The organism is Peribacillus sp. Bi134 (assembly GCF_918698065.1).
Classification (GTDB): domain Bacteria; phylum Bacillota; class Bacilli; order Bacillales; family DSM-1321; genus Peribacillus.
In genome coordinates this window covers 404730-417917 of the sequence record NZ_CAKKLN010000001.1, presented here as the reverse complement: position 1 = coordinate 417917, position 13188 = coordinate 404730, and the positions used below count along the sequence as shown (strand labels likewise).

Here is a 13188-nt window from a genome sequence, read left to right as displayed (position 1 = left end):
ATATTTAAAAAGAATTATTTTTGTTCGGGAAGATTGATAAGTGAAAAACTTTTCGTCTAATGATTGAGCAAGGGTAGTAACACAATGTGTGGATTCACACTAGGAGGCAACAACAATGGAACAAGGTAAAGTAAAATGGTTTAACGCAGAAAAAGGATTTGGCTTCATCGAACGCGAAAACGGAGACGATGTATTCGTACATTTCTCAGCTATCCAAAGCGAAGGATTCAAATCATTAGACGAAGGTCAAGAAGTTACTTTTGAAGTTGAGCAAGGTCAACGTGGACCCCAAGCTACTAACGTTCAAAAAGCATAATTTTAAATACAATATATAACGGACCCTACTTGTAGGGTCTGTTTTTTTTGATTAAAAAAGCAATCATAAAAAAACCCTATTCACGGGGAATAGGGAACATGAAACAAGTTTAGTAAATGGTAAACCCAGTATAACACACTAAGAATAGAAACCCTAATTTATCCGAAAAGTAAAAATTATCACGCACTTCCCCTGGTTTCCCTGGGCCATTCCATTCAATCATTTCTTATCCACTTCATATGTTCGATCCGTTCCCCAAGGATAAAACGGAGGCATATCACTACTGCTTTTCATCTTGAAATCAGCTTTCCTTTTTTCGAGGAAAGCTTCGATCCCTTCTAGTGCATCCGCTTGTTTTCCGGTCCAATGAATCATTTTCGATTCTATTTTGTGTGATTCAACAGGATGGTTTGCACCGAGCATGGTCCACATTAATTGCCGGGATAACGTCACAGAAACGGAAGATGTATTTTCCGCAATGTCTGTTGCAATTTCCATAGCAGCAGACATCAATTCTTCTGGCTCGACGATCTTGTTTACCAACCTTCCCTCATATGCTTCACTGGCCGAAATCATCCTGCCGGTAAAAATCCATTCGGAAGCTTTACCCATTCCGACAAGCCTGGGTAAGAACCAGCCGCTGCATGCCTCCATCGTTATCCCCCGCCTCGCAAATACAAAACCCATATTTGCATCTGTTGAAGCGATTCTAATGTCCATGGGCAAAGTCATTGTTATCCCAATCCCGACTGCCGCTCCATTAATGGCAGCAATCATAGGTTTCTTCATCTCGAAAATCCGTAATGACAACATTCCCCCTGCATCGCGGTATTCAACCAAAGGAGTGTGATCCATAAACGTTTCTGCACCTTTTTCCAAATCCATTCCAGCACAAAAAGTATCCCCAGCGCCAGTTAATATGACGGCTCTTACGTCATCATTTTCATCTGCTTCATTAAAAGCGCGAATCATCTCCTCACACATCTTTTCATTGAAAGCATTCATTCTCTCTGGACGATTAAGAGTAACAATCATGACACGATCGACGATCTCACTAGTTATCGTGGAATACAATAACAGCCCCTCCTTCTCTCACAAATTGATACATTCAACAGAATTTTATATTTACATATAATTACATTTTATATGTTTTATTTTCAGATTCCTAGTTTTTTATTTTGACATGCTGATAAATAATTTGATAATCGTTTCTATTCTAAAAATATTTTACATAAATGTGTAAAAAAAGACCAGTCGCAAATGCAACTGGTTTTTTTGTTTACCAATATAAATGACAAGCAACGAAATGCCCTGGTTTTTGTTCTTTCCATTCAGGTACAGCACTGGAGCATATCTCCATCGCCTTAGGGCAGCGCGTCCGAAATACACAGCCGCTCGGCGGATTGATCGGACTTGGTACATCGCCTTTAAGGACGATCCTTTCCCGTTTAATAGTCGGGTCTGGTATCGGCACTGCGGATAGCAAGGCCTGTGTGTATGGGTGTAGCGGATCTTTCGTTAAAGAATCACTATCCGAAAGTTCCATCATTCTTCCAAGGTACATGACTAAAATGCGATCTGAAATATACTTGACCATCGATAAATCATGCGCGATGAATAAATAAGTCAATCCCATTTCTTTTTGCAGTTCTTTTAATAAGTTGACCACTTGGGCCTGTATCGAAACATCCAAGGCAGAGATTGGTTCATCACAAACGATGAATTTAGGATTTAAAGCCAATGCCCTTGCAATTCCAATACGCTGGCGTTGTCCGCCACTGAATTCATGCGGAAAACGAGTGATATGTTCCGGACTTAAACCAACCAGCTTTAACAGGTCTTCCACCCGTTTTCTTCGCTCTTTACCTTTTGATATCCCATGAATGGCAAGTGGTTCCCCAATCAATTCCTCCACCTTCATCCTTGGGTTCAAGGATGCGTAAGGATCTTGGAAAATCATTTGTATTTCACGGCGGATATGTGACATTTCCCCGGGTTTGTAATCGAAAATATTTTTCCCCTGAAAAAGAACTTCTCCATCTGTCGGTTCATATAATCGAGTGATTGTACGACCTGCAGTCGACTTACCGCAACCGCTTTCCCCAACAAGACCGACAGTTTCCCCTGGATAGATTTTGAGGTCCAAACCGTCTACCGCTTTAAGCGATTGAGAACCGATAGGAAAATGTTTCTTCAGATTCTTTATTTCAACAAGAGGAGAATTTTCGTTGTATGTCTTTTCTTTTACGGCCTTATTTTTCAGTGAAACCATTGGTTCTCCTCCTTTATACATTAGTCGGTGCTTGTACCTGTGCTGCCTTGGCCATCGGGTGGTGCAGCCAGCATGCGGCTGTCTGACCTTCTTCCACTACTTCAAGCTCCGGATCATGGTCTTTGCACACTTTCATTGCTGATTCACATCTTGGGTAAAATGGGCATCCCTTTGGCGGATCCAATAAATCCGGTGGTGATCCGATAATCGGAACCAACGGAGCCGTTTTTTCCATATCCAGCCTTGGCACCGTTTTAAGCAGACCTCTTGTATAAGGATGCTGCGGGTTTGAAAATATAGCCTCTACCGTACCCGTCTCAACAACCTTGCCTGCATACATGACGACTACCCGTTCACAAGTTTCTGCAACCACGCCTAAATCATGAGTGATTAAAATGATGGAAGTATCCATTCTTCGTTGGATATCTTTCATCAGTTCCAAAATTTGCGCTTGTATCGTTACATCCAATGCAGTTGTTGGTTCATCGGCAATCAGTAATTTCGGTTCGCAAGCAAGGGCCATCGCTATCATCGCCCTTTGGCGCATACCACCTGAAAACTCATGCGGATATTGCTGCATCCTTTTTTCCGGCTGTGGAATACCTACTAGTTTCAGTGTTTCCAACGCCCGTTCGTATGCATCATTTCGGGACATATTTTTATTATGCTTTAAAATGCCTTCCATGATCTGGCTGCCGATTTTTGTCGTTGGATTGAGCGAAGTCATCGGATCCTGGAAAATCATGCTAATTTCATTTCCGCGAATCTTCTGCATTTCCTTTTCACTCATTTTAAGAAGGTCTTTACCGCCAAAGTTTATCGACCCTTTTCCATACTCTGCCGGGGGTGTTTCCAATAATCTCATGATAGATTTCGCTGTAACACTTTTGCCGCATCCGGACTCCCCAACAATCGCAACGGCTTCCCCCTTTTTCACGCCAAAGTTCACACCGCGAACCGCTTGCACTTTACCTGCATAAGTATGGAAGGTGATTTGTAAATCGTTGACTTCTAATAGGTTCTCCATCATCGTCCCTCCTATTCTAGTAATATCAAATCATTATGTTAGGACTCATTTATTTCCGTAGTTTTGGATCTAAGGCATCCTGCAACCCGTCACCAGCCACATTGAACGCGAACATCGTTAAGGAAATCAATATTGCCGGGATTAACAGTTGATAGAAATTCCCTACCAGAATGCTTCCCAGTGCATCACTTGTCAATGTTCCCCAGCTTGCCTGAGGTGCCGGAACTCCCAGTCCCAAAAAGCTAAGTGTAGCTTCGGCAAAAATGGCAGTAGGTACAGTCAACGTTAAATTGACAAGGATCGGTCCCATTGTATTAGGAATCATGTGTTTTCTTAAAGTCCAGCTCGTATTGGCTCCAGAGATTGTTGCAGCATGGATATATTCATTCTCTTTCAGTTGTAAAACCTGTCCCCGTACCAGTCGCGCCATCGGAATCCACCCCGTAATCGACATCGCAATGATGATCGGCAGAATACCAGGTTTTAATACGACCATCATTAAGATAACCATCAATAGGTATGGAATCGCATAGATCACCTCGGCAAACCGCATCATGATATTATCCGTGCGTCCACCGCGAATGGCAGAAATACCGCCATAAAGGACACCAATTAAAAAGTCGATCAGCGCTGCCATCAATCCAATGAACAAAGATATCCTTGCACCGTACCAAGCTCGCGTAAATAGATCCCTTCCTGATGAATCCGTTCCAAACCAATGCTCGCTATTTGGGCTAAGATTCTTATTCTCGAAATCTTGTCCATAATAAGTATATCCGTTAATGTACGGACCAAAAATCGCCATCAAGACCAAGAGGATTATAAGAACAAATCCAGTCATCGCCAGCTTATTTTCTTTAAATCGACGCCAGACGTCAGACCAATATGAAACTGTAGGTCTTGCTATTTTTTCAGCTTCCTTAAAGTTGCCTTCGGCGGGTTGGAACATATCTTCGGTTAAATGCACTTTATCTGCCATTATTTCTTCTCCCCCGTCACTTTAATTCTAGGATCAATCAACGTATAGGCTATATCAACGATGAATATCAATAGAATAAGCACCGCACTATACACAATTGTGGAACCAAGAATCACCGGGTAGTCCCTGTTGGATATTCCCTTTACGAACATATCTCCCATGCCCGGAATACCAAAAATACGTTCAATGATGAAGCTTCCTGTCACGATATTAGCCGTAAGGATGCCCAGAATCGTGATAATCGGCAATAACGCATTCCGAATCGCATGTTTGATTATGACACCGCTCCGTTTCAATCCTTTGGCTTTTGCTGTCAAAATGTAATCCTGCCCCATTACTTCAAGCATGCTTGTCCGCATCAGTCTCGCGATGAAAGCAAGCGGCATCATAGAAAGGGCAATGGATGGTAAAATGGTATGCTGCCATGTCGCCCATGTAGCAACAGGGAATATATTCCATTTAATTGCAAAATAATTGATTAAAATAGTCGCAAGGATAAAGTTAGGAACGGAAATCCCTACGATGGCAATGATCATTGATAAATAGTCAGGCCATTTATTTCTTTTCAGTGATGCCACGACACCCAAAATGAGGCCAAAGAAGATGGCAATCACCAAAGCTTGTGCCCCTAAGTGCAAGGACACCGGAAACCCCTTCAAAATGTAATCATTCACGGAAATGGATGAAGATTTCAATGAAGGACCAAAATCAAATTGAACGACTTCCAATAAATAATTCCCATATTGGGTCAACAACGGCTTGTCCAATCCATAGTGGACTTGAAGGTTTTCATAAACAGCAGGAGGCATGGCTCCTTCTTTTGCAAATGGATTTCCCGGAATCGTATGCATTATGATGAACGTTAATGTAATAACAGCCCATAAAGTAATAATCGCCCATTTAAAACGGTTTAATGTATATCTCAACATGGTAATCACCCCAATCATCGATTTTCTAAGAAGTTGAAAACGGAAATGAATGCATGAAATATTCAAATTCGCAATTGAAAAATGGGGTATGTCCTTAATCGGACATACCTCCCATTTCACTATTATCCTTCTATTATTTTTTATCCGCGTAAATAAAGTTCGGATAAGCGTTAATCGGAGCAAAAACTCCAGTAACATTCGATTTAACCATATATGGTTTTGTATAGAAGTAAACCGGAAGGATCGGCATTTCGTCAATCATGACTTTCTCTGCTTTATGCAAAGCATCCATGCGTTCTTTTGGATCCATTGTAGATTTTGCTTCTTTTAATAAATTATCATATTCTTTGTTTGACCAACCTGCATCATTATAGGCGCCGTCCGTTTCCCAAAGCATGAATGTCATCGGGTCAACATAGTCACCAACCCATCCTGCACGGGAAATTTCAAAGTCACCAGCTTTTTCACGGTCAAGCTTAACTTGGAATTCTGCATTTTCAAGTGTCACTTCAACACCCAGGTTATCACGCCACATTCCTTGAACCGCTTCAGCAATTTTCTTGTGTGAATCTAAAGTGTTATACAAAATTGAAAACTCAGGTAATTCTTTCATGCCTTCTTCAGCAAGTCCTTCTTTTAACAATTTCTTAGCTTCGGTAACATCTTCCTTAAATAGGTTACCTGTATTTTCCTGGAAATCTCCAGATGCATCAGGAATACCCGGAGGGACTACGCCGAAAGCAGGCTTTTGTCCGCCTTGAGCAACATTCTCGGTGATTTTTTGACGCTCGATAGCCATTGAAAGCGCTTTCCTTACTTTAGCATTATTGAAAGGTTTCACTTCTGTATTAAAGTTGTAATAGTAAACGGCAAGTTCTTTGCCCATTTTGAATTCTTTATCATCAGAATTGACCATTTGACCTTGAATATCCACTGGCAGTGGATAAGCGAGGTCCAATTCGCCACTCTGATACATTTGCCATGCTGTATTTTCATCTTCAATTAGAGCAAAGTTAACCGCATCCAATTTGATTTTATCTTTATCGTAGTAATTTTCATTCTTTTCGATTTTCAGGCTTTCTTTATGTTTCCATTCCGTTAATTTGAACGGCCCGTTTGAAACGTGAGTTTTTGCATCCAAAGCCCATTTCGGATTTTCTTCCTGTACCTTTTTATTGATTGGATAGAAAGTATAGAAAGAAGTCAAGTCAAGGAAATACGGTGTAGGCTGTTCCAAAGTAACGACTAATGTATGTTCGTCTGTCGCTTTAACCCCTACGTCCTCTTCCTTCCCTTTCTTACTGTTGTAAGCTTCCCCGCCTTTAAGATAATAAAGTTGGTAAGCATAGTCAGCAGCCGTTTCCGGTTTCAAAGCATATTTCCAAGCATATTCGAAGTCATTGGCTGTAAGCGGATCTCCATTTGACCATTTCAAACCATCTTTCAATTTGAATGTCCAAGTTAATCCATCTTCACTGATTTCCCATGATTCTGCAGAACCAGGTACGATTTTGCCTTCTTCCGTTTTCTTTGTCAGTCCCTCAAACGTATGTTCAAGGATCCATGATTCATGAGTGCCTTGTGCATTTGCAGGGTGAAGCGAACCAGGTTCACTCGAATTGTTTACATTTAATACCTTTGATCCGGATGAGTCACCCGAGCCACCTTCTTTTTCATTCGAAGTTTCCTTCGAACCGCCATTGCATGCCGCAAGCATAAGCATGATGGCCATAAGAAGAGCAAGCACTGAAAATTTAGACTTTTTCAAAAAATATTCCCCCTCATCTTTAATCTTTCTTAGAATAATCACATTTAAGAGATTATCCTTCTAACACCTATTAATCTTTCGTATAGTACAAATAATGTCAGCGAGGAAAGTTAGAAGCAATCATTGCAGGAATTCACCAAAAAACAACTAGCGAACCGTTTGCATAAATCTGTATTTCTACCTATAAAAGCAATTAATGCAGTTTACTAGTTAAAAATCACCCTCTTTTCAACCTCGCTAAGGATACTATACCTCGAATTAAAGATGTTGAATTTTAAGTATATTACGAATAAATCAAAAAATCAATAAACCAGTGAGTACTTTTTCACAATATAGTAATTAATTGCTAATCAATTCGATCTAGATACTAGGTAAATAGAAATGATCACCTGAAAGGACTTCCGACTTCCAGGTGTTTTTCCAAACACCTCTAAATCAGTATTCATATAGGTTCTCTTGTCTATTTATTTCTAAATATTCTAATAATTAATGTTAGGTTGGTTACTAAGACCACCTTCCTAGCAAACCATCCACTCTCAAATAATATATTTTAGTAGGATAATGCATTACTTCATTAAAATATTGAGTTCTTTTTAATCAATATCCAAATAATAGTTAACAACTATAGTAGAATAGAAATATCCCTTCATTCTCCCCTATATGTACCCGTCGTTTCAATGAAAAAAGACCCTTCTTCATTTATGATTAAATAAATATAATGACACGAAAAGTAAACATATGCCTGCCACCTTTTTCGCGTCCAATGGGATGCGTACCCCTCCAAATAAACCGAAATGGTCAATGACAGCCCCGATTAGTATCTGGCCTGCGATAACCCCGACCAATGCAGGTGCCACTCCAATCTGAGGGACAACCAATATAATAACAATGACATAAATAGCCCCTAACAGTCCGCCTATCAATTGCCATTTTGGTACAGAAGCTACCGCAGAAATGTTTCCATTTCCTGCAAACAAAACAATAAATAATAAAGCGAGTGTCCCGATTCCAAACGAAATGAAAGAAGCCTCAATGACCCCCACTTTTTTCCCTAATCCACCATTGATTTGTCCTTGTATGGCAATGGTGATGCCGCCTAGGACCGCAAGCAACGGAAATAGTATCTTCACAATGATTTTGCTCCTTTTTATGTCCACCCGGACTGATTAAATGAATTCGCATTCCATTTTAACATGAAAAATATGTATATTGTCCATTACTGATATAAAATCATCTGCAAATAAAAAACTGGCACTTGGGCCAGCTGCAATCTTCTATATTAAACTAAAATCTATTTGATCCCTGAACACTTTGTTGCCGTAACTGGCAATACTCTATGCTTAACAAGGAAAACACCAGGGCATCATGCGATTGTTCACGAAGAAATAGATAACTTCGGAGGCTGCCTTCTTCTTTGAATCCAAATTTCTTCAATAGGTTTCTGGATGCAATATTATCCTTGAAAGTTAAAGCGGCGATTCTTTGTAGTTTCAATTCTTCAAAGCAATAGCGCAATACTTCGTTGACAGCTTCAGACGCAAGGTGTTTCCTCCAATATTCAGGATGGATTTCATATCCTATTTCGGCGCGTTTGTTGGCTAGGCTCAATTGATTCAGGCCAACGGTACCGATGAATTTGCCTGAATCCTTTAAAATGACTCCCCATCGCATCCCACGTTTGTTTATATAGGCACTTTTAAACGAGTCGATTAAGCGACGGGCATCTTCTAATAGAGTTAAACTTTCTATCCCATCATATTTAGTCACTTCATCTTTAGAGAGGATTTCAAATAGACTCTCAGCATGATGGTGACCTATTTCGATTAAACGCAGCCTTTCTGTTTCCAATTCCTTAAACCACATCAAAGAATCCCTCCGTATATTCAGCTGTCTACTTATTTCTATTCATGAATAAGAGATACCTGTTTTAAAGGACAATACTTTTTGAAAAATTCCTTTCCTTAACGTACAATGCCGAGTCCTCATGTCCACCCTTTGTAATCAAATCCCTGATGATTTGGGAAAGGATGACACTGTAAACCGTTCCATTCCCGCCATAACCCAATAAGAAGTAGCAATTAGGATGGTCAGGATACATTCCTATTGTCGGTAAACCATCATGGGTCTCACCAAAAAAAGCTCCCCAATAATAATCAGCCGAAATCCGATTCTCTAATTCTGGAAACAAATTGACAAGCTGCTTTAATAATTTATCTCTTTTGTTCAAAATCATTGAATCCCTTTTATCCAGATAACCGGTCGATTCATCAAGACCACCAATGATAATTCGATTGTGAGGAGTTTTTCTTGCATATAAATAAGGCCGTGCCGTTTCCCATATCATCATATTATCATGCCATTTAGCTTGATCTGCTATTTGATTGGTTGCGATGGCATACGAACTGAGAATCACTGCATTTTTATCCTTCACCTCTTCTTGGGCTTCATACCCAGTCGCGAAGATGACCGTCTGTGCATGTATCGTATGTCCGGTTTGGGTAAATAACTGGGTTTGATTCTCTTTTAATATCTTCCCATTGATTTTTGTTTTTGAATAGACACGTACGCCTTTCGAAACTGCCTTTTCAATCTATAAATGTGCATGTTTATAAGGGTTGATTTCAGCATCATTATCTGTAACCAGCGCTCCTGCTTTCGGAAACGAAAATTTTCGGTAAATCTCTTTTTCAGTATAATATTCAACAGGGAAATTGCGGGATTTCAGATTATTACATTCTTCTTTAAGCATAGAAACATCCTTGGGATTGGATGCATAGTATAAGCTTTTTCTAATTTTAAAATCCGGGTTTTCCTTTAAACTTGGAACAACCTCTTTCTCAAGTATCCGAATGGCGTCCAAACAAAGCAGAACATGCCGCGTCCCAGCTTCTTCTCCAAAACTATGAATGAGGGATGTTAATGTTTTATCATTTGAATACTGTAAGAGGCCAGTATTCGCAACCGTACTCCCTTCACTTATATCCCGTTTATCGATCAGAACCACATCCAGACCCGTCTCTGCCAAAAAATTGGCACAGTGCGCCCCCGATGAACCACTCCCCACTATACAAACATCACATGAAAGGTCCTCTTCCAGCATTGGGTATTCTTTTGCTTCAAATGTATCTTTCCAAAACAATTTGCCTGCCTTTAAATCCATACAAGTTCCACCCTTAGGATAATTTATTAGTTCAATCAATAGTTACATATAACTATATCGTTTTGATGTTCTTATTGTTTACCCTGACAAACACGGCCTGCAAACGTAAAATGATTCTTTATCTACATGAAATGATCCTACCAATTTATCAAAAAGCCCTATGATTTTGATTTACCATATACTCTCCCAAGTTATATGGACCCGTATTTTGTATGTTCTTATTCGATACCTTTTTCCCATTCCAATAAAGAATGTTAATGAGCTAATTTTACACAAAACTATTTTTATAGCATACTATACTTCCAATCCAGATATTCTACTAGGAGGAATCAAAATGAAGAAAATCATCATTTTATCAGCACTGTCTCTATCCCTACTATCTCCAAAAGTTGCAATGGGAGCCAATACATACGAGGTGGCAAAAGGAGATACCTTAACGAAAATTGCTTCTGAATATGATGTCAGCATTGACGAATTACTCAAAACGAACTCTGCTATAAAGGATGCAAATCAAATTCGAATCGGACAAATCATTAATCTTCCGGCATCCAACACAACAGTAAATCAAAAAGAAAGTCAATCAGTTGAACAGCGGGTTCTTAGTTTGGTTAACGAAGAACGTTCAAAAGCTGGCCTCTCTCCCCTTGAAATGGATACAGACGTTTCCAACGTAGCAATTCTGAAATCTGAGGATATGCGTGATAATAATTATTTCAATCATACAAGCCCGAGTTATGGATCGCCTTTCGATATGATGAAATCCTTTGGGATCAGTTACGAGTACGCAGGGGAAAATATCGCAGCAGGTCAACCTAGTGCGGATGCTGTCATGAAATCATGGATGAACAGCCCCGGACATAAGGCCAATATCCTGAACAAGAACTATACACATATTGGAATTGGGCATGTGACAGGAGGGAAATACGCCCACTATTGGACCCAGCAATTCATTGGAAATTAATAACGTTAGAGGCGGCAGGTTGCCGCCTCTTTTTTTATCCTTATATTTTAAATTTAATGCTTGCTATTATCCGTGAATATATACTTTTCTCACTTTATATTGAAAAGACGTCATATTAGTTTGCTCACTTCAATAATAAAACGCAATTCATAATTTTTGTTGTAGGGATACCTTGGAAAACACGTAAAGTAGTTATTTCGAACCATCTTTCATTATCTTACTGATAAAAATTAAATTATGTTAAAATAGAATTCTAGACATAGGTACAAAGGGGCAATTGTAATGAAAATAGAGGTTGGCTCTGTTATCAACGAATTACGAATAAAACAAAATCTTACAAGGGAAGAACTGGCTAAGGATATATGTGAACCTAATGCCCTGTCAGATTATGAAAGAAGCATCACTTCTCCAACCATTGATGAATTGGCACTTTTTGCGGATAAACTTAAAGTTGACCTGCCGTATTTCTTCACTACCAAAAATGAACCGATTTATAATTACATAGAAACGATAAAACTTTTGATTAACAAATACAAACGGACTCGTAATTATGAAGCAATCTATGAAATCGTCCAAAAAGAAATGGCAACTGCACCGGAAAAATCGATATCATTTTATCAATTCTTAAAATGGCATGAAGGTATCTCTTTTTTTCATTTATACAATGACAAACAAAAGGCTATAGAATTATTGAATGAGGCCATTCATATTACCATGGGTAAACGGGTCATTCTTCATCAACAGGAAATAGAAGTTTTAAATAGTATCGGGATCATCCATTTTAAAACGAAGAATTATGAAGAGGCCATCGCCATCTTCAATGAAGCACTGGAATTTATCGAGAATATTCCCCATGTGAATCAAGAAGGTACCATTATCGTGAAGATCATTCATGGATTAGCACAAACATTGACTGAACTTCATTATTATCAGGAATCATTAAATTATACTCTTAAAGGGATCAACATTTGCAATTCGATAGAATCATTATATTTATATGCGGAACTCCATCTTTTAACTGGTAAAAATCTGGTTCATCTTCAACAACCTGAAGAAGGACTGCACTATATAAAGCAATCCAAGAACATTTTCAGCCTTCAAAAAAACGAAGAATTCGTACAAATTGCCGAACATGAATTGGAAAGCATTTTGCAATGCTTATGAACTTCAATGGATAAAAAAAGATAGAGATTGCTTAAAATCTCTATCTCAGACTGTAGACAAACTCGATGAAAATCGAGTTTGTCTACAGTTTTTTTTGGCTTTACAAATTTGGACGTTGATTTCCACTTCAGGCACTCGCTTTCCGCGGGCGGTCCGGGAGCCTCCTCGGCGCACTTGCCCCTGTGGGGTCTCCCTTGGACTCGCTATTCCCGCAGGAGTCTCGCACCCCCGCTCCAATCAACTATGTTTAAAATTTTAGATGGAACTCCTTTTGCCTATAATCTTTTTTGTTTTAAAATAGAACTATTAATACTTGAGGTGATGAGGATGCTTTCGAAACATAATTCTATTCAGCGAGACCAACTTGAAATGATTACTTTAGATCAACTGGTGCCGGCGAATCATTTGGTTCGTATAATTGAGGCTTCCATTGACTTCAATTTCATTTATGACTTGGTGAAAGATATGTATTCAGAGGTAGGACGCCCAAGTATTGATTCAGTTATTTTAGTTAAACTGATATTCATTCAATATACCTTCGGTATTCGTTCCATGCGTAAAACGATCATTACACTTTCAATAGCTATTCTATGTCAGCTATAATAGAAGAAT

The 13188-nt window shown here is 39.2% G+C and carries 11 protein-coding genes and 2 pseudogenes; 4 read left to right on the top strand and 9 right to left on the bottom strand.

The window, feature by feature from the left end; genetic code table 11:
• Positions 1–115: 115 nt before the first annotated feature.
• Entirely contained in the window at positions 116–316 is a 201-nt protein-coding gene (locus LQ188_RS01975; protein ID WP_029714163.1) for a cold-shock protein, read from the top strand.
• A 219-nt stretch (positions 317–535) separates the two neighbouring features.
• Here LQ188_RS01975 and LQ188_RS01970 read toward each other — a convergent pair whose 3' ends face one another.
• From LQ188_RS01970 to LQ188_RS01930, 9 genes and pseudogenes are all read right to left on the bottom strand, one after another.
• Positions 536–1390 (bottom strand): crotonase/enoyl-CoA hydratase family protein, encoded by an 855-nt coding sequence (locus tag LQ188_RS01970; RefSeq protein ID WP_230175883.1) that lies wholly within the window; start codon positions 1388–1390, stop codon positions 536–538.
• A gap of 205 nt (positions 1391–1595) precedes the next feature.
• Positions 1596–2588 (bottom strand): oligopeptide/dipeptide ABC transporter ATP-binding protein, encoded by a 993-nt coding sequence (locus tag LQ188_RS01965; protein ID WP_048679436.1) that lies wholly within the window; start codon positions 2586–2588, stop codon positions 1596–1598.
• 13 nt (positions 2589–2601) lie between these two features.
• A complete protein-coding gene (locus LQ188_RS01960) occupies positions 2602–3615 on the bottom strand; it encodes an ABC transporter ATP-binding protein (RefSeq protein ID WP_057277523.1) in 1014 nt (337 codons plus the stop codon).
• 49 nt (positions 3616–3664) lie between these two features.
• Positions 3665–4594: an ABC transporter permease gene (locus LQ188_RS01955; protein WP_101225426.1), complete on the bottom strand. Its 930-nt coding sequence runs from the start codon at positions 4592–4594 to the stop codon at positions 3665–3667.
• Positions 4594–5523, bottom strand: coding sequence for an ABC transporter permease (locus LQ188_RS01950; RefSeq protein ID WP_063235007.1), 930 nt, complete (start codon positions 5521–5523; stop codon positions 4594–4596). Before LQ188_RS01950 ends, LQ188_RS01955 begins: the two co-directional genes overlap by 1 nt.
• 133 nt (positions 5524–5656) lie before the next feature.
• On the bottom strand, positions 5657–7291 hold the full coding sequence (locus LQ188_RS01945) for a peptide ABC transporter substrate-binding protein (protein WP_230175882.1): 1635 nt from the start codon (positions 7289–7291) through the stop codon (positions 5657–5659).
• A 695-nt stretch (positions 7292–7986) separates the two neighbouring features.
• Positions 7987–8421 carry a DMT family transporter gene (locus tag LQ188_RS01940; protein WP_137017639.1) on the bottom strand — a complete coding sequence of 145 codons (435 nt, stop codon included), beginning with the start codon at positions 8419–8421 and terminating at the stop codon, positions 7987–7989.
• A gap of 154 nt (positions 8422–8575) precedes the next feature.
• On the bottom strand, positions 8576–9154 hold the full coding sequence (locus LQ188_RS01935) for a GNAT family N-acetyltransferase (RefSeq protein ID WP_230176006.1): 579 nt from the start codon (positions 9152–9154) through the stop codon (positions 8576–8578).
• A gap of 64 nt (positions 9155–9218) precedes the next feature.
• Positions 9219–10391 (bottom strand): annotated as a pseudogene (locus LQ188_RS01930) (FAD-dependent oxidoreductase).
• Positions 10392–10785: 394 nt separating this feature from the next.
• Here LQ188_RS01930 and LQ188_RS01925 point away from each other — a divergent pair.
• The 3 genes and pseudogenes from LQ188_RS01925 to LQ188_RS01915 all read left to right on the top strand — a co-directional run.
• Positions 10786–11412 (top strand): CAP domain-containing protein, encoded by a 627-nt coding sequence (locus tag LQ188_RS01925; RefSeq protein ID WP_101225430.1) that lies wholly within the window; start codon positions 10786–10788, stop codon positions 11410–11412.
• A gap of 282 nt (positions 11413–11694) precedes the next feature.
• Complete coding sequence (locus LQ188_RS01920) at positions 11695–12576, top strand: helix-turn-helix domain-containing protein (protein WP_230175881.1); 882 nt, start codon at positions 11695–11697, stop codon at positions 12574–12576.
• A gap of 327 nt (positions 12577–12903) precedes the next feature.
• Positions 12904–13143 (top strand): annotated as a pseudogene (locus LQ188_RS01915) (transposase); the annotation flags it as partial.
• Positions 13144–13188: the final 45 nt, after the last annotated feature.

What these genes read in the sequence shown, in the direction of transcription:
- LQ188_RS01975 (WP_029714163.1), top strand. Translation starts at nt 116, where the DNA reads ATGGAACAAGGTAAAGTAAAATGGTTTAACGCAGAAAAAGGATTTGGC.
- LQ188_RS01965 (WP_048679436.1), bottom strand. Translation starts at nt 2,588, where the DNA reads ATGGTTTCACTGAAAAATAAGGCCGTAAAAGAAAAGACATACAACGAA.
- LQ188_RS01960 (WP_057277523.1), bottom strand. Translation starts at nt 3,615, where the DNA reads ATGGAGAACCTATTAGAAGTCAACGATTTACAAATCACCTTCCATACT.
- LQ188_RS01955 (WP_101225426.1), bottom strand. Translation starts at nt 4,594, where the DNA reads ATGGCAGATAAAGTGCATTTAACCGAAGATATGTTCCAACCCGCCGAA.
- LQ188_RS01950 (WP_063235007.1), bottom strand. Translation starts at nt 5,523, where the DNA reads ATGTTGAGATATACATTAAACCGTTTTAAATGGGCGATTATTACTTTA.
- LQ188_RS01935 (WP_230176006.1), bottom strand. Translation starts at nt 9,154, where the DNA reads ATGTGGTTTAAGGAATTGGAAACAGAAAGGCTGCGTTTAATCGAAATA.
- LQ188_RS01925 (WP_101225430.1), top strand. Translation starts at nt 10,786, where the DNA reads ATGAAGAAAATCATCATTTTATCAGCACTGTCTCTATCCCTACTATCT.
- LQ188_RS01920 (WP_230175881.1), top strand. Translation starts at nt 11,695, where the DNA reads ATGAAAATAGAGGTTGGCTCTGTTATCAACGAATTACGAATAAAACAA.